15 protein-coding genes are annotated in these 19031 nt (G+C 36.2%); 10 read left to right on the top strand and 5 right to left on the bottom strand.

Annotated elements, in window-relative coordinates; all coding sequences use genetic code 11:
- Window positions 1-8 precede the first annotated feature (8 nt).
- From ABYT26_RS05960 to ABYT26_RS05945, 4 genes are all read left to right on the top strand, one after another.
- Window positions 9-1730, top strand: coding sequence for a hypothetical protein (locus ABYT26_RS05960; protein WP_372751979.1), 1722 nt, complete (start codon window positions 9-11; stop codon window positions 1728-1730).
- 200 nt (window positions 1731-1930) lie between these two features.
- Window positions 1931-2431, top strand: a complete 501-nt coding sequence (locus tag ABYT26_RS05955) for a hypothetical protein (protein ID WP_372751978.1) — start codon at window positions 1931-1933, stop codon at window positions 2429-2431.
- A gap of 346 nt (window positions 2432-2777) precedes the next feature.
- On the top strand, window positions 2778-4739 hold the full coding sequence (gyrB, locus tag ABYT26_RS05950; RefSeq protein ID WP_372751977.1) for a DNA topoisomerase (ATP-hydrolyzing) subunit B: 1962 nt from the start codon (window positions 2778-2780) through the stop codon (window positions 4737-4739).
- A 127-nt stretch (window positions 4740-4866) separates the two neighbouring features.
- The gene (locus ABYT26_RS05945) at window positions 4867-5436 is read left to right on the top strand and encodes a TIGR00730 family Rossman fold protein (protein ID WP_372751976.1); all 570 of its coding nucleotides are present in this window, start codon (window positions 4867-4869) and stop codon (window positions 5434-5436) included.
- A 74-nt stretch (window positions 5437-5510) separates the two neighbouring features.
- On the opposite strand, the gene dapF is transcribed toward ABYT26_RS05945, so the two are convergent.
- Complete coding sequence (gene dapF / locus ABYT26_RS05940) at window positions 5511-6302, bottom strand: diaminopimelate epimerase (protein ID WP_372751975.1); 792 nt, start codon at window positions 6300-6302, stop codon at window positions 5511-5513.
- A gap of 272 nt (window positions 6303-6574) precedes the next feature.
- Here dapF and ABYT26_RS05935 point away from each other — a divergent pair, with 272 nt between their 5' ends.
- Window positions 6575-8023: a Do family serine endopeptidase gene (locus ABYT26_RS05935; protein ID WP_372751974.1), complete on the top strand. Its 1449-nt coding sequence runs from the start codon at window positions 6575-6577 to the stop codon at window positions 8021-8023.
- Between the two features lie 106 nt (window positions 8024-8129).
- The gene (locus tag ABYT26_RS05930; protein ID WP_372751973.1) at window positions 8130-8990 is read left to right on the top strand and encodes an RNA polymerase sigma factor RpoD/SigA; all 861 of its coding nucleotides are present in this window, start codon (window positions 8130-8132) and stop codon (window positions 8988-8990) included.
- A 48-nt stretch (window positions 8991-9038) separates the two neighbouring features.
- Here ABYT26_RS05930 and uvrB read toward each other — a convergent pair whose 3' ends face one another.
- From uvrB to ABYT26_RS05915, 3 genes are all read right to left on the bottom strand, one after another.
- Window positions 9039-11048, bottom strand: coding sequence for an excinuclease ABC subunit UvrB (gene uvrB / locus ABYT26_RS05925; protein ID WP_372751972.1), 2010 nt, complete (start codon window positions 11046-11048; stop codon window positions 9039-9041).
- 164 nt (window positions 11049-11212) lie between these two features.
- Entirely contained in the window at window positions 11213-12226 is a 1014-nt protein-coding gene (locus ABYT26_RS05920) for a hypothetical protein (protein ID WP_372751971.1), read from the bottom strand.
- Window positions 12227-12247: 21 nt separating this feature from the next.
- Window positions 12248-12832 (bottom strand): HAD family hydrolase, encoded by a 585-nt coding sequence (locus ABYT26_RS05915; RefSeq protein ID WP_372751970.1) that lies wholly within the window; start codon window positions 12830-12832, stop codon window positions 12248-12250.
- A 300-nt stretch (window positions 12833-13132) separates the two neighbouring features.
- Between ABYT26_RS05915 and ABYT26_RS05910 the strand changes: the two genes are divergently transcribed.
- The 3 genes from ABYT26_RS05910 (at window position 13133) to ABYT26_RS05900 (ending at window position 17166) form a co-directional block, all read left to right on the top strand.
- On the top strand, window positions 13133-13498 hold the full coding sequence (locus ABYT26_RS05910) for a hypothetical protein (RefSeq protein WP_372751969.1): 366 nt from the start codon (window positions 13133-13135) through the stop codon (window positions 13496-13498).
- A gap of 256 nt (window positions 13499-13754) precedes the next feature.
- On the top strand, window positions 13755-15401 hold the full coding sequence (hcp, locus tag ABYT26_RS05905; protein ID WP_372751968.1) for a hydroxylamine reductase: 1647 nt from the start codon (window positions 13755-13757) through the stop codon (window positions 15399-15401).
- Window positions 15402-15642: 241 nt separating this feature from the next.
- The gene (locus ABYT26_RS05900) at window positions 15643-17166 is read left to right on the top strand and encodes a PepSY domain-containing protein (RefSeq protein WP_372751967.1); all 1524 of its coding nucleotides are present in this window, start codon (window positions 15643-15645) and stop codon (window positions 17164-17166) included.
- 26 nt (window positions 17167-17192) lie between these two features.
- Here the strand turns inward: ABYT26_RS05900 and ABYT26_RS05895 are convergent, their stop codons facing one another.
- A complete protein-coding gene (locus tag ABYT26_RS05895; protein WP_372751966.1) occupies window positions 17193-17876 on the bottom strand; it encodes a prolyl oligopeptidase family serine peptidase in 684 nt (227 codons plus the stop codon).
- A 95-nt stretch (window positions 17877-17971) separates the two neighbouring features.
- Here ABYT26_RS05895 and ABYT26_RS05890 point away from each other — a divergent pair, with 95 nt between their 5' ends.
- Window positions 17972-19018: a nucleoid-associated protein gene (locus ABYT26_RS05890; RefSeq protein WP_372751965.1), complete on the top strand. Its 1047-nt coding sequence runs from the start codon at window positions 17972-17974 to the stop codon at window positions 19016-19018.
- Window positions 19019-19031: the final 13 nt, after the last annotated feature.

The raw sequence follows: 19031 nt of genomic DNA, 5'->3' as shown, positions 1-19031 counted from the left end.
AAACTATAATGAAGAAACCAATGTTCAAAAAGATCATTTTAACTGCTATGCTTGGCGGCTTTGTCTGTTCAATGGCTTATGCGCAGGAGCAAAGAGATTTAAATAAAGAGGTGAAGGTGAAAACGGCTTATGAGCCAAAAATTAACAAATCGAAACGAATTGGAGAGTTACCTGTGGTACAGGATACAGCAACCTTTACACCTTCGTTTACCTATTTTGTACAAACAAAACCTCTTGCAGTGGGCTTTTCTCCTGCATTAATTCCTGCTGCCCGTATTGTTGGGGAGCCTTTACAAACAATTAATAGTCATGCGCTCACACTTGCTGGCGGTAATTATTCTACCCTTTTCGGGGATTATCGATTCAATAATCGTCGTTCGAAAACAAGTGATTTTGGCGTTCATCTACGTCATTATTCTACCAATGGAAAACTAAGTTTGGAAAATGGAGAAAAGGTGAAGCCAGATTGGTCAGAACAAGAGGCTGATTTGTACGGAAGTACCTATTTAGATGATGGAAAAATATCTGGAAACATCTACTACAAGCACAAAGGATATAATTATTTTGGTTCTCCTCAGGCCGATGAGGAAGATGAGGATTCGGTTGATCTTTTTCCTTACGAAGAGCAGGTGCAGAATCGTTTCGGCTTGATCGCTGGATTTGAATCAACCATTGAAGATGAGGAAGAGTTGAATTACGGAGTTGGTCTAGAGTATGAGCATTTTGCCGATGATGTATTGGTGAGCGAAAATGATGTTTTAGTTCGTGCCGATGCAAGAATTCTTCGCGGTGATGCCTATTGGTCATTGAAGTCAACTTTTGATTATTTCTCTACCGATGGCTTGTACGCATTAGAGGAGGCTGGAAATACTTTCGAAAGGAGAACGCTTTCCTGGAATTTGAATCCTCAGTACTTGCTAAAATCGGGTAATTTGAATCTTAAATTAGGTGTGGATATTCTCATGGCGATGGGTGATAATTCCGAAGCAAAAATATATCCTGATGTAGCTATTGATTACGAAGTTATTGATGGTATCATGAGCTTGTTTACCGGCTTGGATGGAAAGCTTAACATGAATAAATACAATTCCATTGTGGAGGAGAATCCATTTATATATTCTGGTTTAATGGTGTCGCCAACCAATGAGAAATATCGATTTTTTGGTGGATTAAAAGGAAGTTTATCTTCTAATTCATCTTTTAAGCTGTCGGCAGAATATAGTTCTATCGATAACCAATATTTCTTTGTAAATAGTAGTTTGGGAGCAACTAATGTCGATTATAGTGGAACAACTTATTCCAATAAATTCGAAGTGGTTTACGATGATATTAGCTTATTCCGTTTGGGTGCAGAGGTAAGCATCGGTTGGTCGGATAAGTTGGAGATGAACTCTTCTGTTTGGTACAGTAAATACACTATGGACGAATTGGAAGAAGCTTGGCACAAACCAAACTTTGAAATGAGTGTGAATGCGAACTATGCTTTTACTGATGATTTGAATTTTCAGGCAGGTGTGAATATTCTCGGCGAGAGATCGGTTGTGAATGATTCTGTAACAAGCACACTCGATGCAGTATATGATTTAAATATTGGTGCCAATTATCGTTTAAGCGATCATTTTACCACCTTTGCTAAGGTAAATAACCTTTTTGCCGATAAATACTACCAATGGGATGGATATCCTTCGCAGCAGTTGAATTTTTTATTGGGTCTAAAAGTGGTTCTGTAAAAATACAGTGAGAAGAAAATGTAAGGATGCTCTAACTAAGAGCATCCTTTTTTTGTTTTTTACTTATTGCATAACTACATGTTAAACCAACCTGTTTATCAATTCGTACGTTCAATTGCTTAGGTTTAGAGCCTATTGAGAATGGTTTTCTGCACGCTTTTTGTTAGCTTTACTTCTGTTACCAATTATTCCAAGAATTTATGCGAAATAAATCACTTCTAAAAATACAATGTATAGTTCTTCTTTCTTGTTTGTTTTTGTTGTTTGCAAGTAAGCTCTCAGCTCAAACGCAAGAGCGATGGAAATTGTCTGTAAATAATGATCATAAGCCTTTAGAGGTTTTAATGAATTTTGCAAATGACAATAAAGAACTTACTTATTTATTCGATATTACCAGAGATACATTAAATATGTCTTTTGTAGCCGAGGAAGCTTTGGACTGGAAAGAGCACGGAGTAGGCGTTTTTGCTATGCCTAAAAATCACGAAGTTCTAAAAATTAAGCTGGATGATGTCGACATGGAGAATGTACAGGTGATTTTTTATCGAATGTGGAAAGCAATGCCTGGTAAATTTAAAAATGTAACCACAATTTTTGAATTGCATGAATATGGTGTGACTCAAAATGGACAAGAGGTAAGTAATTTTATAATTCGATTTAAAATGAAAAGACCTCGTCGGAGTAATACAATTCAATTATAAACATAAATGAATCCATTTCCTTCTTTTTTAATGTGTTAAAATTTGCTTGGTCAAAAAGTCTTTTAAAGCACTATTTTTATAGAGGTTCCTACCTAAAAACTGATCATTTTTATTATCTTTGTTTTACTTTTGTCCCTAGAAAAAGTAGCTATATTAACATATTGATAGTTAGGCGTTTGTGTATTTTGCAAAAGACCTATTTTTTATCGTTTTATGCTGCGTAAAGCTTTTTGGACAAATAATTGAGTTTTGTACAAAATATTTATTGAAATAGATACTTGCTTTTTACCTCCATTCGGAGGGATTTCAAGTCAGTTATTTTGATTGAAAACTAAAGATCTGATAGATGAGTGATTTAGAAAATAAACCAGCTGGAAAAAATGAATATTCAGCGGATAGTATTCAGGTATTAGAAGGATTAGAAGCGGTACGTAAACGCCCTTCGATGTATATTGGTGATGTAAACGTGAAAGGTTTGCACCATTTGGTATACGAGGTTGTTGATAATTCCATTGATGAAGCTTTGGGAGGATACTGTAATAATATCGAAGTATTTATCAACGAAGATAATTCCATTACCGTTACGGATGATGGTCGTGGTATTCCTACCTCCTTGCATCACAAAGAAAATAAATCAGCCCTAGAGGTTGTAATGACTGTTTTGCATGCGGGTGGTAAGTTCGATAAAGGTTCCTATAAGGTATCAGGTGGTTTGCACGGAGTTGGTGTTTCCTGTGTAAATGCATTGTCAATTCTGTTAACTGCTGAAGTTCATCGTGATGGGAAAGTTTACCTTCAGGAGTATTCCAAAGGAGTACCTCTTGCTGATGTGAAAGTGATCGGAACCACCGATAAGACAGGTACCAATATTACTTTTAAGCCTGACAATAGCATTTTTTTAACTACCGAATATAAGTATGATATTTTGGCAGCTCGTTTGCGCGAATTGGCTTTTTTGAATAAAGGAATTAAATTAAAGATTACGGATAAAAGAAGTAAGAATGATGAGGGCGAGTACCGAACTGAATTGTTTTATTCGGAAGAAGGATTAAAAGAATTTGTTCAATATTTAGATAATACACGTGAACGTTTAATTGAAGAAACCATTCATGTTTCTATCGATAAAAATGAGGTTCCTGTTGAAATCGCTCTTCAGTACAATACTTCATTTTCTGAGAATATTCATTCGTATGTAAATAATATCAATACCATTGAAGGTGGAACTCACCTTACGGGATTCCGTCGTGGATTGACCAGAACATTGAAAGCATTTGCTGATAAATCAGGAATGTTGGCAAAACTAAAATTTGATATTAGTGGTGATGATTTCCGAGAAGGTTTAACCGCTGTTGTTTCGGTGAAAGTTGCTGAACCACAGTTCGAAGGACAAACCAAAACAAAATTAGGAAACTCAGAGGTTAGTATCGCTGTTGATCAGGCTGTAAGTACCATGTTGGCTAATTATTTGGAAGAGCATCCAAAAGATGCCAGAACAATTGTTCAGAAAGTAATCATGGCAGCTACTGCACGTCATGCAGCTCGAAAAGCTCGTGAATTGGTGCAGCGAAAAACAGTTTTAGGTGGTTCTGGTTTGCCTGGGAAACTATCCGATTGTTCTGATAAAGATCCTGTAAATTGCGAAGTCTTTCTTGTCGAGGGAGATTCTGCGGGTGGTACTGCAAAACAAGGTCGTGATCGTAAATTTCAAGCAATTCTTCCTTTGAAAGGTAAAATTTTGAATGTTGAGAAAGCCATGCAACACAAGGTTTTCGAGAGTGAAGAAATTAAAAATATATTTACCGCTTTAGGAGTTACCATTGGAACCGAAGAGGATAGTAAAGCTGCCAATGTTGAAAAACTTCGTTACCACAAGATTGTAATCATGTGTGATGCCGATGTGGATGGTAGCCACATTGCTACTTTAATTATGACCTTCTTTTTCCGTTATATGAAGTCGGTGATTGAAAATGGTTACTTGTATATTGCTACACCGCCATTGTATTTGGTGAAAAAAGGCAAGAATCAGGAATATTGCTGGACCGAAGATCAGCGTTTACGTTTGATTGAAGAGTGGGGTGGAGGTAAAGAATCTTCTTTACACATTCAACGTTACAAAGGTCTTGGTGAGATGAGTGCCGAGCAATTGTGGACAACAACTATGAACCCTGAAGCTAGAACCTTGCGCCAGGTGACCATTGAAAATGCAGCGGAAACTGATCATGTTTTCTCTATGTTGATGGGTGATGAGGTTCCTCCTAGACGTGAGTTTATTGAAAGAAATGCAACTTATGCAAACATCGATGCATAGTCTATAATACTATAGAAAGCCCTTGAGTCGGATCTCAAGGGCTTTTTTTATGAGATGTTTTTCCAAATAGCAATCAGAATTGACTGAGTTAAGGAAATAGAATAATTTAATTCTTCGAAAAAATAAAATGATGAATATTTGTGTGTTTTGTTCTTCTAGTAATTCGGTAGATAAAAAATATTTTCAGGAGGCTGAAAATTTAGGGATAGCCATAGGCGAATCGGGTGATAATTTGGTGTATGGTGGTACCAATGTTGGCTTGATGAATCAAGTGGCTGTTTCGGCAAAGCAAGCCGGAGGAAAAGTAATTGGAGTGTTGCCAAAACTAATCATGGATTACGGAATTTCTGCTGACTTTTTAGACGAATTAATCATTACTCCTGATATGGCAGAACGGAAAAAAATACTTCGCGAAAAATCAAATGCATTTATTGCTTTGCCAGGTGGTTTTGGTACTTTGGAAGAAATCCTAGAAGTGATTACATTGAAACAACTTGGGTATCATAACTCACCTATTGTGTTTATTAATACTAATGGATTTTATGATTCTCTTAAGGCTCAGTTTGAATTGTCCTATGTGGAACATTTTGCCAAGAAAGAGCAAAACAAGCAGTATTTTTTCGCCGATAATTATAAAAGTGCCTTGTCCTACATCAAAAAAGATAAAAGACAAGACGTGAAACCAAAATGGGATTAGTTTTGTTCTAATTGTAATATAAATGACTTTGGCTTAGTTTCAGAAGAATTGTTCGAAACAATAGTCTTTATATTTTATTGTTTACAAATAAATACGCCATCAAAAACATGAGTTGCGGGTCCTATAAGCCAAATATTTGTAATTTGTTGTGCATTTACTTTAGTGAAAAACACTTCAAGTTTGCCGCCCTTAGTGGTTATTTTAAAACGATTTTTGTCGCGTAAAAAACTAGCACTTATGGCAGATGCAACAACTCCTGTGCCACAGGAATAGGTTTCGTCTTCAACTCCTCTTTCGTAGGTGCTAACGTTTAGCTTTTGATCCTGAAAAGATACAAAATTCACATTAGTTCCCTCTTTTGCAAATCTATTATTGTAACGAATTTTTTTCCCTTCGGCGTAAGTGTCGAAATTTTTATGTTCAGGTATGAAACGTACAAAATGTGGCGAACCGGTGTTTAAATAGAAAAAATCTTCCCCTTGTTCAACTGCATCCACATCAATCATTTTTAAACTGACCTGAATCCCATCGGTATTTTCTTCTATTTTTGCCTCATGTTCACCATCAATAGCAATAAATTTTGCTTGCTGAGAAACAACCCCTAAATGGTAGGCAAAAGCAACAATGCAACGACCTCCATTGCCACACATGCTTCCTTCTTTACCATCCGAATTGTAGTACCTCATTCTGAAGTCGTAATTTTCTGCATTCTCAAGTAACATAAGTCCATCAGCGCCAATGCCAAATCTTCTATCGCAAAGTTTTTCGATTAAGCTGATGTTGTTGGAATTAAAGTGTCCTTTTCGATTGTCTATTAAAACAAAATCGTTTCCTGTTCCCTGATATTTTGAAAATTCGAGTTTCATTTTTAAATCTTGTTAAGAAGTGTTAAATACCAATAATTTATAAACACTTGTTGAAGTAATATTGTTAAAATTGTTTTATAAATGTAAGAATCTTATTGGGAGAAGATCATTCATCATTGCCACAAAATTAAAATAATTTGATTAATAAGATATTTCGATTTTTATTTTGTGTGGTAATTTGCTTGGTTATTTTGCCTTAGTATTTGGTTTACAAAACAATCTGGTTTATTTAAAATTGGATACTATAATAATTATTAATTAAGTTTTTTCAGATGAAAGTAAAATTATTTTTGGGAAAATTAGCAATTGCAATTCTTGGCGCGGCAATTGCCATACTGTTATTTGTTTTATTTGTTGATAAAAAGGAAAGTGTTGTTATTGTTCCAGATGGTCGAACGACTCAGCTTACCAATCATTCTGTGAATACTGCACCTCAAATAGATTTAACCTACGCTGCAGAAATGTCGGTTAAATCAGTTGTGCATGTTAAAACACTTTATTCAAATGATGAATATCAATCAAATCCGTTTTATGATTTTTTGTTTGGTGAAAATGGGAGGAGTCAACAACCTAAAGCAAGCGTTGGTTCTGGATCTGGGGTCATTATTTCTACCGATGGCTATATCGTTACCAATAATCATGTAGTTGAAGGTTCAAAGCTAATTAGTGTTGTATTGTATGATAAACGTGAGTACGAAGGGAAACTTATTGGACAGGATCCGTATACCGATTTAGCGTTAATTAAAATTGATGAAAAAGACCTTCCTAAAATGGATTTGGGAAATTCAGATGATATTAAGTTAGGAGAATGGGTTTTGGCAGTCGGAAATCCTTTCAACTTAACCTCAACAGTTACTGCTGGAATTATTAGTGCTAAAGCAAGAAATTTAGGGTTGAATGGCAATCGAATGAGTATCGAATCGTTTCTTCAAACCGATGCAGCAGTCAATCCAGGAAATAGTGGCGGTGCTTTGGTTGATACCAGAGGACATTTGATTGGAATTAATACTGCCATTGAATCAAGAACAGGTTCCTATTCGGGTTATTCTTTTGCAATACCTGTTACTATCGTTGAAAAAGTAATAGGCGATTTAAAAGAATTTGGCGAAGTTCAAAGAGCATTTATTGGCGTTTCTATTCGTACGGTAGATGCCAATTTGGCTGATGAATTCAACATAAACAAGATAGAAGGGGTGTATGTTGCCGATTTAAATGAAGGTGGGGCTGCCGAAGAAGCTGGAATTAAAAAAGGAGATATTATATTGAATGTTGAAGGAAAAGATGTAAATTCTAGTGCGGAACTTCAAGAACAGGTTAGTAAATATCATCCAGGCGATAAAATTACTGTTTTAATAAAAAGAGAGGATGAAAAGCAACAAATTGCCGTGATCTTACGTAATAGACTAGGAAATACTAAGGTCATCAAGTCGGACGACCTGGCTTTTCTCGGAGCTGACTTTGAGCCAGTATCCTCACAAGATAAGTATCGTCTTCAAATAAATAGAGGGGTGAGGGTTACTAATTTGCGAAGTGGAAAGCTTAAAAATGAGGGAATTAAGGAGGGATTTATCATCTATAAAATTAACGAAACTCCAATATACAAGGTAGATGATGTGAAAAATGCCCTTCAGAATGTGAAGGATGGAGGAGTGTTCATCTCGGGAATTTATCCGGATGGAAGCGTTAAGTACTATGCTTTTTCTTTACGAAGTAAAGAATGAAAATTTTAGAAGGAATAATAATATTAACTCGAATAAATTAGCAATTAATTTTGACTTTGAGTAATTAAAAGTCTAATTTTGCAAAATATTTCGATGAAAAGGGACTATGAGACAATTAAAGATAACCAAATCAATTACCAATCGTGAGAGTGCTTCTTTAGATAAGTATTTACAGGAAATTGGTAAAGAAGATCTTATTACGGTAGAGGAAGAAGTTGAATTGGCGCAGCGAATAAAAAAGGGCGACCAAAGAGCACTTGAGAAATTAACCAGAGCCAATTTGCGTTTTGTGGTTTCAGTTGCAAAACAGTATCAAAATCAAGGACTAAGTTTACCCGATCTTATTAATGAAGGAAATCTTGGTTTGATTAAAGCGGCTGAAAAATTCGACGAAACTCGTGGATTTAAGTTTATCTCATATGCTGTATGGTGGATTCGTCAATCTATTCTTCAGGCTTTGGCAGAACAGTCTAGAATTGTTCGTTTACCATTGAATCAGGTTGGTTCATTGAATAAAATAAACAAAGCATTTTCGAAATTTGAACAAGAGCACGAAAGAAAACCTTCTCCTGAGGAGTTGGCCGATTCTTTAGAATTACCTGCAGATAAAGTTGCAGATACGCTTCGTGTTTCGGGTCGTCATATTTCTGTTGATGCTCCTTTTGTGGATGGAGAAGATAATAGTTTGTTGGATGTTTTGGTGAATGATGATTCTCCGATTGCCGACAGAAGCCTTTTGAATGAATCTCTAACTCGCGAAATTGATCGTGCATTAGCAACCCTTACTGAAAGAGAAAGTGATATTATTAAATTATTTTTTGGTATCGGAATTCAAGAAATGACTTTGGAAGAAATTGGTGAGAAATTTGGTTTGACACGTGAACGTGTGCGTCAGATTAAAGAAAAAGCGATTCGTCGTTTGCGTCACACTTCCAGAAGTAAATTACTAAAAACTTATTTGGGATAATTAATTCCTTTTTGATATATAAAGCAGTTTCGAAAGAAACTGCTTTTTTTATTTCTTTTCTTCAAGTTGTTTTTGAAGCTTGTACATTTCATCACGATATTGAGCTGCTTGCAAGAAATCCATTTCTTTGGAGGCTTTTTGCATGGCCTTTTTGCTTTGCTCAATGCTTTTCTCCAGACTGCTTTTACTCATGTATTGAACCACAGGATCAGCCGCAATTTCAATAGAATCCGGACCAGAATAAGCTGCTGATTCTTTTTTAGCATCTTGGTTCATGATGCTTTTCTTGGATTTTACTATTTGTGTAGGCGTAATTCCATTTTTGATGTTGTAGGCCAATTGTTTTTCTCGTCGGTGATTCGTAGCATCTATGGTTTCCTGCATCGATCGAGTAATTTTATCAGCATACATAATTACTTTTCCATTCACATTTCTTGCAGCTCGTCCCGAGGTCTGAGTTAAGGATCTTGTTGATCGTAAAAATCCTTCTTTGTCGGCATCTAAAATAGCCACAAGCGATACTTCAGGTAAATCAAGTCCTTCACGCAGAAGATTCACTCCAATTAAAACATCAAAAACACCATTTCGTAAATCTTCCATGATTTTAACCCGATCCAAAGTATCAACATCAGAATGAATGTAACGGCATCGAATGTGTAAATTGGTGAAATACTCCGATAGTTCCTCTGCCATTCGTTTGGTAAGTGTTGTTACTAGAACTCTTTCTTCAATTTCGGTTCGCTGATTAATTTCCGCGATTAAATCATCTATTTGGTTCAGACTAGGTCGAATAATAATCTCAGGATCCAACAATCCGGTTGGACGAATGACCTGTTCAACAACTACACCTTCACATTTTTCCAATTCGTAGTCGGCAGGTGTTGCACTCACGTGGATGGTTTGTTTGGCAATTTGTTCAAATTCTTCAAATTTTAGAGGACGATTATCCAAAGCAGATGGCAATCGGAATCCATAATCGACCAAATTAATTTTTCTGGAATGATCACCTCCATACATGGCGCGAATCTGTGGAATTGTAACATGACTCTCATCAATCACCACCAAAAAATCATCAGGGAAATAATCCATGAGGCAGAAAGGGCGTGTTCCAGCATTTCTGCCATCGAAATAGCGAGAATAGTTTTCAATCCCGGAACAATGACCCAATTCACGGATCATTTCTAAATCGAAATTTACTTTTTCTTCCAATCTTTTGGCCTCAAGGTGTTTGCCAATGTCTTTTAGGAAAGCAACTTGGGCTACCATATCATCCTGAATTTGGTGAATGGCTTGCTGCACACGATCTTTACTGGTTACAAATATATTGGCCGGATAGATGGTGATTCTGTCGTAAGAATCTAATTTTGCACCACTAATGGGATCGAAGGAGTAAATTTCTTCAATTTCATCATCCCAAAAGATAATACGATAGGCAAAATCTGCGTAAGCTGGATAAATATCAATGGTATCTCCTTTAACCCGAAAATTCCCGCGATCGAATTCTATTTCATTTCTGGAATACAGGGCATCAACAAAAGAGTGTAGCAGTTTGTTGCGGGAAATTAACTGGCCTTTTTTGATTTCGGTAACATTGGCATGAAAATCTTCGGGATTGCCAATACCATAAATGCAGGAAACTGATGAGACAACGATTACATCTTTTCTTCCCGATAAAAGTGCAGAGGAAGCGCTTAATCGTAATTTTTCAATTTCATCATTAATAGATAAATCTTTTTCGATGTAGGTTCCAGTTGTTGGCAAGTAGGCTTCGGGTTGATAGTAATCATAGTAGGAAACAAAATATTCAACGGAATTGTTAGGGAAGAAGGTTTTAAATTCCCCGTATAACTGTGCCGCAAGTGTTTTATTGTGACTTAACACAAGGGTAGGGCGCTGAACCTGTTCTATCACATTGGCAATGGTAAATGTTTTTCCAGAACCTGTAACACCAAGTAGGGTTTGAAAGGGAGCTTTATTGTTTAAGCCTTCGCACAATTCTTTAATGGCATTTGGCTGATCCCCGGTAGGTTTAAATTTTGATTCAATTTTAAATTTCATGCAATACGTTTGAATAATCCCTAGTCTAATTTGCTAAATTATAGAAAGAAAATGAAGCTAGATTGTTTTATCGTAAAAAACTATTGAATTTGAGCATTTTTTAATAGCAAAACAGCTGATTACCTTTGTGGCAATCAGCTGTTTTTGTTGATGTTTTAGTATTTTTAATAGCCTAGTTGAAAGTAAACGGGGAAATGATCGCTGTATCCGCCGTAGTATTTTGGACCAGAATAACTGCGACTCGGAACATAAGTACCATCTTCATTTTGGTAGCAAATCCATTTTTCGGTGAAAATTTTTCCATTCTGATGATTAGTGTGCAAGCCATTTGTATTTGAAAGAAGGCTGTTCGAGACAATTATATTGTCGAGCATGTTCCAATTACCTCTGTAATTGTAACTGCCTTTTCCCTGCATTTTTAGGTCGTACATCAGATTGTAGAGAGCTTCTGGTTTAGAAGTATCCTTGTTGTTGGTGGCGCATAAGATTTCTTCAGCCGATTTATTAGTAGGTTCATCGTTAAAATCACCCATGATAATGATATTGGCATTTAGATTTTTTTTCTGTATTTGATCAACTGCTTTTTTTAATTGTGTGGCTACAAATACACGGTATTTTTCTGATTCTTTCATGCCACCTCTTCTCGAAGGCCAATGATTTACAAAGATGTCTAAAGTGTCTTTTGCAGCGAAAACTCCTTTAACATGAAGAATATCTCTTGTTTTGTAGTTTGGTTCCGTTGGTATGTGAATGCCAATAAAATTCTGACTGAGAGCTTTAAAAGTGCTTTTTTGGTACAAAAGAGCACAGTCGATTCCTCTGCCATCGGGACTGTCGGTTTGAACAATACTGTAATCGCCTTTTTTTAACTTTTTCTGACTAATTAGATCTTCCAGTACACTGCGATTTTCGATTTCACAAAGTCCGATAATAGCAGGAAGTTCTTTTTTATTGATAGAGGACAAAACTTCAGATAGATGAAGTAGTTTATTCTCGTAGCGTTTTGAGCTGTATTCTAATTTTCCTTCGGGAGTAAAATCGTCATCCCAAGTGTTAGGATCGTTAATGGTGTCAAATAAATTTTCAACATTATAAAATGCAAGCGTGTACTCTTTTTTTTCCTGCGAACAAGAAACGGCTAGGAGTGCTACCGTAAAGACAAATAGTATTTTCTTCAATGTGTAGTGATTTAATTAATTTTAATAAAAAGGAGTGACATCGGTAACCTGCATGCCTGCAGCTTTAGCAGCTTCAAAACCCAATATTGCGTCTTCGAATACCTGGCAATTTTCGGGAGCAATTCCCATTAATTCAGCACATTTTAAGAATGTATCTGGTTGAGGTTTGTGATTTTCAACATCATCGGCACTTACCAGGATTTTGATGTACTTGTCTAATCCTAAAATTTGTAAGGTTTCACTTGCAATGTTCCGTTTTCCACCAGTTCCAACCGCCATTGGTATTTTGCCATGGTATTTGTATACTAAATCGGTAACGGCCGAAATCTCTTTTATTTTGTGCATATCCTTTGTAAAAAACTCTTCTTTCAAATTGGAGAATTCTTCAGGGTCAATAGAGCGCTTGTTTTTTTTATTGAGTAATTCAATAATTTTTGAGGATGGCATTCCTGCACAGCTTTTTAAAAAATCGGCACTAAATTCCAGATTCATGATTGCTGCTGTTTTTTTCCATGCTTCAAAGTGCAAGGGCATAGTGTCAGCCAATGTTCCATCCAGATCAAAAATGAATGCTTTTGTACTCGGAAATATATTTATAGATTCCATATTTTTTTGTTTTAAAGTGCTAATAAATAGCTTTTTATAGTTTATTCCACTTTTAATCATCAAATTTACATCTGTTGAAGTAGAAAGGGATGTCTAAATTATTAAATAATTTTTAATTAATGGTATCCTGTACTTATTGAAGCTGTGTTAGTTTTATTCGTTGAATAGTAGGTGTTTAAGTTTAATTATATTTGGAATTCTAATTTTAAAGACATAAATTTCCAGAGTTTAGGCAACTTTTTATTGACAAAAAACGTTAGTATAGTTGTTTGATTGATGTGTAAACTAAAAAAACAGTATATGAAGATTGTTACAAGAGGTATAGTTCTTCTACTTGTATTGGTGAGTTTTACTGTGAGTGCTAAGAATAATTCTGAGGCCCAAAAAAGAGCAGATTTAATTACATCGTGGATGGAAAAAAAACTGGACTTATCAGCCGATCAGATTGCTAAGATTGAGGTGCTAAATTTAAAATACGAGAAAGAAATACAAGCTTTAATTGGAGCGAAAAATGGATTTACTTGTATGCAGGCAGTTCGAGATAGCCTACAACGAAAGGAAATGGAAATGCAAAAATTTCTATCCGATAGGCAATTAGCAAGTTATATTGAATGTAAGTGCGAGTTAAAAGAAGAACTCAAGCAGAATTGTAAAGATTTAATGTAAAAGATTATTGTATAAATACTGTCCCAGTCGATTTTCGACTGGGATTTTTTTATTTCTATCTTTAAAGGAGAAAAAAGGATGAAAAAATCCTAATTATTTTGATTTTGTAACATTCGTTACACTTTTTCTGAACAGCATGCTTCATCTTTGTAGTGTTGAAAGATAAATTGCAATTCCTGAGAATGGAATATTTTAGCAGGTTCTTTCTTGAATTCGTAACTTGAGTAAAATATCAATATTACTAAAAGATAAAATTATGAGCATGTTTTGTTATCAGTGTCAGGAAGCAGCAAAAGGAACTGGCTGCACAATTAAAGGAGTTTGTGGAAAAACCGATGAGGTTGCAAATATCCAGGATCTACTGATGTACGTAATGAGAGGAATCTCGGTGTACAGTACTAAAGCTCGTGAAGCTGGAATTGAGAATGAAAAAGTAAATCATTTCATCATGAATGGTTTGTTTATGACCATTACCAACGCTAACTTCGATAAGGTAAAATTTGTAGCTGCCATACGTGAAGGATTACAACTTCGCGAAGAAATCAAAACTCAGGCAGAGGCTGCAGGTGTAACTTGCGACAAACTTCATCATTCGGCTACCTGGTTTGCTGATGCTGAAAACGATTTTGATGCTAAAGCTCGTGTAATTGGCGTTTTATCAACAGAAAATGAAGATATTCGTTCTCTAAGAGAATTGACAATTTATGGCTTAAAAGGATTGGCTGCCTACGTTGAGCATGCAGATAACTTGGGATTCGAGAAGAATGAAATGTACGCATTCATGCAAAAAGCTTTGGAAGCAACAACTGATGATTCTCTTACAGCAGATGAGTTGGTTGCTTTGGTAATGGAATGTGGTGCAAATGGAGTAACTGCCATGGCAATGCTCGATGAAGCCAACACAACAGCTTACGGTAATCCTGAAATTACTAAAGTAAATATTGGTGTGAGCGATAAGCCAGGAATCCTAATCTCAGGTCACGACTTAAAAGATATGGAAGACTTGTTGAAGCAAACCGAAGGAACTGGTGTTGATGTGTACACTCACTCTGAGATGTTGCCAGCGAACTACTATCCTGCATTCAAAAAATACAAGCACTTTGTAGGTAACTATGGAAATGCATGGTGGAAGCAAAACGAAGAGTTCGAGACATTTAACGGGCCTATCTTGTTTACAACCAACTGTATTGTTCCTCCAAAAGCGAACTCAACTTATCAAGATAAAGTATTTACCACTGGAGCTTCTGGTTTCCCAGGATTTAAGCACATTACTGCTGATGAGAATGGTAAAAAAGATTTTTCGGAGATTATTAAGTTAGCCAAAACTTGTGCGGCTCCAACCGAAATCGAAAAAGGAGAAATAATTGGTGGATTTGCTCACAATCAAGTGATGCAATTGGCTGATAAGGTAGTTGATGCTGTGAAAACAGGTGCTATCCGTAAATTCTTTGTGATGGCAGGTTGCGATGGACGTATGAAAGGTCGTGATTATTATACCGAATTTGCTGCTGCTTTGCCAAAAGATACAGTGATTTTAACCGCAGGTTGTGCAAAATATCGTTACAATAAATTAGAGTTAGGCGATATCGGAGGAATTCCAAGAGTATTAGATGCGGGTCAGTGTAACGATTCTTATTCTCTTGCTGTGATTGCTTTAAAATTGAAAGAAGTATTTGAATTGAATGATATTAACGAATTGCCTATTGCTTATAACATTGCATGGTACGAGCAAAAAGCAGTAATCGTATTGTTGGCTCTTCTTTCTTTAGGAGTGAAAAATATTCACCTTGGACCAACATTGCCAGCTTTCCTTTCGCCAAATGTGGCTAAGGTATTGGTTGATACATTCGGAATTGCAGGAATTGGAACTGTTGATGAGGATATGAAATTATTTTTGAACTAGGTTTATTAACTGTATAAAAATGTTCCGCGATAGAAAGTTGAAAGAGGGGATTTGATGACGGAACATTTTTTATCAGTATTTACTTAGATGATTGAATAGGTTTTTTTAATTATAAGGAAAAACTGTCTGTTGTAGGGGATGTAATTTCTACTTTCAGGCAGTTTTTTTGTATTGACTCCAATGGAGTAGAAATGGAGAATGCATATTTTGCATGAGTTGTATTTTTTGAATTGTATCAGCTGTGAGTAATAGAAGTAAATCAATTGCATTTTTGAAGAAATACCACAAATGGCCATCCTTGGTTCTGAGTGTATTTATTCTTTTGTTTGCCGTATCGGGAATTATCATGAATCATCGTGGCGTATTTTCTTCCTTTGATGTGAATCGGAAATACCTGGGGAGTGAGTATCAGTATGCTAATTGGAATAAGGCAGCGGTAAAATCAGCTCTTCAAATTCAGGGAGACACTGCTTTGATTTATGGCAATATTGGCGTTTGGAAATCAACGGATAACTTCAAAACATTTTCCGATTTCAATGCTGGTTTTTCAAAAGGGGTGGATCATAGGAAAGTGACGAAATTGATGACGAGTAGTTCAGGGGAACTTTATGCTGCAACTCTTTTGGGTTTGTATCAGTTTCAGAATGAGAAATGGAAGCGAATTCATTTGCCTTTGGACGAGCAGCGAATTGTCGATTTGATGGAGATAGATTCCAATCTGTATGTTCTAACTCGAAGTCATCTTTTGAAACAAACAGATTCGGGTTTTCAAGTTGTGGAAATTCTACCAGCTGATGATTATGATGGAAAAATTAGCTTGTTCAAAACACTTTGGGAAGTACATAGTGGTGAGGCTTTTGGTATTTTTGGAAAGTTGTTTGTGGACTTTTTAGGCCTGGTATTTATTTTTCTCAGCTTTAGTGGTTTGGTTTATTTTTTCTTCCCTAAATGGATTAAAAGTCTGAAAAAGAAAGGAAAAGGAGCAAAGGGAAAGATCAGCTTTCTGAAGTTTAACTTGAAGTGGCACAATCACATAGGAAATTGGCTGATTGTTTTTTTGTTAGTATGCACGCTTACTGGTATGTTTTTGCGTCCTCCTTTGCTTATTGCGATAGCCAATAGTCGTGTTGGTAAAATTCCTTTTACACATCTGAATGATGCAAATCCCTGGAACGATAAGCTTCGCAGAATCATATACGATGAGGAATTAAAGAGAGTAATATTAGCTAGCAGTGAAGGAATTTACTATTCGGATGATTTGTTTGCCACGGCACTGCAAAAATATGTGTCGCAGCCACCTGTTTCGGTGATGGGCGTTAATGTGCTCGAGAAAGTGAGCGCAGGCAACTACTTGGTTGGCTCGTTTAGTGGTATTTTTTATTGGATCCCCGAAAGGGCACTTATATTCAATTACATTACGAAAAAACCTCATGTTGTGGTAACAAAAATGGGACCGCCCATTTCATCGCATCCCATTGCTGGATATTGCAAGGATGCAAAAGGGCGAGAAATAGTATTTGATTACAATTTGGGTGCAGGCAACTTAACCGATGCTACTGGCTTTGCAGAGATGCCGCAAAGTATTCAACAAGTGCCTATGTCGCTTTGGAATTTGTGTCTGGAAATTCATACCGGAAGAATTTACCAATACATTTTTGGGCCTTTCTACATTCTTTTTATTCCTTTAGCAGGTATTAGTATTCTTTTAATATTAATCACCGGTTATCTTTTGTATCGCAAACAAAGAAAAAAAGCAAACCGTTAATAGCTTGCTTTAAAAGTTTGTGAAAATTATTTTTTTTGTTGTAGCAACCAATTGTAAACTTCTTGATTGTTATAGGTTTCTGTCCATGAGTTGTGCAAAGCCTCGGGATAGATGGTGAACTTCACAGGGCTTCCTAAATTTTTGAGTCCATTCACCATTTCTTGAGAACGAATAAGAGGAACAACATCATCTTTAGCTCCGTGGAAAACCCAGATAGGCATGGATTTTATAGATTCGAGCTTACTGGCATCTCCGCCTCCGCAAATGGGGACTGCAGCAGCAAAAAGATTGGGTTTGGCAATTATCGAAGCCCAGGTGCCAAAGCCACCCATACTCAATCCGGTGATGTAGATTCGGCTTTTATCAACCGGATATTCTGCTAGAATTTCATCGTAGAAGGGAAGCAGGATTTCTTCGTTCCAATACAAGCTGTCGGGACATTGGGGGGAGATACAAAGGAAAGGGAAATCGCTTTTAGTATCTAGAAAAGAAGGAGGACCATGAAATTTAACTTTGCTTAAATCATCGCCTCTTTCGCCCATCCCGTGAAGGAAAATGAGTAGGGGCAATTTTTCTCCCGCTTGCTGTCCTGTGGGGATGTATTCTAAATAGTGGAGTCCTGATTTGGATAACTTTTCGACTTGTTGTGCGTGCATACTGGTGATTGAAAAGAGTAGAATGAATAGGCTGAAAACACTTCGTTTGTTCATGATTCGGGTTTTTAATTTAGTAAATCTACGAATAGTCGCGATAAGTTAAAAAGGAAATTCTGTATCTTTACCCGCATATTTAAAAAAAGAAAAACATGTTCAATTTCGAAGATATAAATCTGGACCGAATTGTGGTTCACAATGTAGGAAACAAACATCACGATGAAGAGTTAAAGCTTTCCAAATCGGAAATTTTAATGGAAGATGATGATGTAAGAGATATCCTGTTAAAGTATTTTTTAACGGCCTTTAATAAGGAGGAATTCTATAATTTCCAGCACGAAACAGATTTGAATATGAACGAAGTATTTTGCTATGCCGCAGAATATTTCGAGGAGAATGCTTCTTTTTACGATCAATCGACCAATATTGCCGTGCATTTGTACGAAAAATCGAATCATCCGAACATAAAAGGAGGAGAATTCTACTTGGTTGGCTTCTCAAATTGTGTGGTTGATGGCGAAGTATGCGATGCGCTAGGAATTTTTAAATCGGAAAATAAGGATACCTTTTTAAAGGTGTACCAAAAGCAGGATAACTTTGAATTGGGTTGCGAGAATGGGATTAATATCAAGAAATTGGACAAAGGATGTTTGATTTTTAACTCGGAAAAAGAGAAAGGTTTTAAGGTTTGTATTGTGGATAAAACCAACGCTACCAAAGAGGCCATGTACTGGAGAGAGGACTTTTTGAACCTAACATTGCGTGAAGATAACTTTTACCACACCCAAAATTATTTGGACATGTGTAAAGGCTTTATTGGTGAAGTTTACAACGATGAAAATGAGGTGGCCAAGGCCGATCAGATCGATTTAATGAACAAATCGATTAATTTCTTTAAGGATAAAAAACAATTTAATGAAGAGTTGTTCAAACAGGAAGTAATTGAACAGCCCGAGGTGGCAAGTGCTTTTGATGAATACAAAACTTACTATCAGAATGAACAGGGAACATCGGTAAATCCAGATTTTACGATTAACAACGATGCAGTGAAAAGCGAGCAAAAGCATTTTAAGCACATTTTAAAATTGGATAAGAACTTTCATGTGTACATTCACGGACAAAGAAAATTTATTGAAAAAGGATACGATGCAGCTCGTGATTTGAGCTACTACAAACTGTTTTTTAAGGATGAGAATTGATCGTTAACATTCT

The sequence above is a fragment of the Labilibaculum sp. genome, from assembly GCF_041595635.1.
Taxonomy (GTDB): domain Bacteria; phylum Bacteroidota; class Bacteroidia; order Bacteroidales; family Marinifilaceae; genus Labilibaculum.
The sequence above is the reverse complement of the archived record's forward strand: the minus strand, read 5'-3'. Positions and strand labels throughout refer to the sequence as shown.

Bases quoted from the DNA above. Each gene is read 5' to 3' on its own strand.
- ABYT26_RS05910 (WP_372751969.1), top strand. From the start codon at position 13,133: ATGAAGATTGTTACAAGAGGTATAGTTCTTCTACTTGTATTGGTGAGT.
- ABYT26_RS05960 (WP_372751979.1), top strand. From the start codon at position 9: ATGAAGAAACCAATGTTCAAAAAGATCATTTTAACTGCTATGCTTGGC.
- uvrB (WP_372751972.1), bottom strand. From the start codon at position 11,048: ATGAAATTTAAAATTGAATCAAAATTTAAACCTACCGGGGATCAGCCA.
- ABYT26_RS05915 (WP_372751970.1), bottom strand. From the start codon at position 12,832: ATGGAATCTATAAATATATTTCCGAGTACAAAAGCATTCATTTTTGAT.
- gyrB (WP_372751977.1), top strand. From the start codon at position 2,778: ATGAGTGATTTAGAAAATAAACCAGCTGGAAAAAATGAATATTCAGCG.
- ABYT26_RS05890 (WP_372751965.1), top strand. From the start codon at position 17,972: ATGTTCAATTTCGAAGATATAAATCTGGACCGAATTGTGGTTCACAAT.
- hcp (WP_372751968.1), top strand. From the start codon at position 13,755: ATGAGCATGTTTTGTTATCAGTGTCAGGAAGCAGCAAAAGGAACTGGC.
- ABYT26_RS05945 (WP_372751976.1), top strand. From the start codon at position 4,867: ATGATGAATATTTGTGTGTTTTGTTCTTCTAGTAATTCGGTAGATAAA.
- ABYT26_RS05935 (WP_372751974.1), top strand. From the start codon at position 6,575: ATGAAAGTAAAATTATTTTTGGGAAAATTAGCAATTGCAATTCTTGGC.
- ABYT26_RS05930 (WP_372751973.1), top strand. From the start codon at position 8,130: ATGAGACAATTAAAGATAACCAAATCAATTACCAATCGTGAGAGTGCT.
- dapF (WP_372751975.1), bottom strand. From the start codon at position 6,302: ATGAAACTCGAATTTTCAAAATATCAGGGAACAGGAAACGATTTTGTT.
- ABYT26_RS05895 (WP_372751966.1), bottom strand. From the start codon at position 17,876: ATGAACAAACGAAGTGTTTTCAGCCTATTCATTCTACTCTTTTCAATC.
- ABYT26_RS05955 (WP_372751978.1), top strand. From the start codon at position 1,931: ATGCGAAATAAATCACTTCTAAAAATACAATGTATAGTTCTTCTTTCT.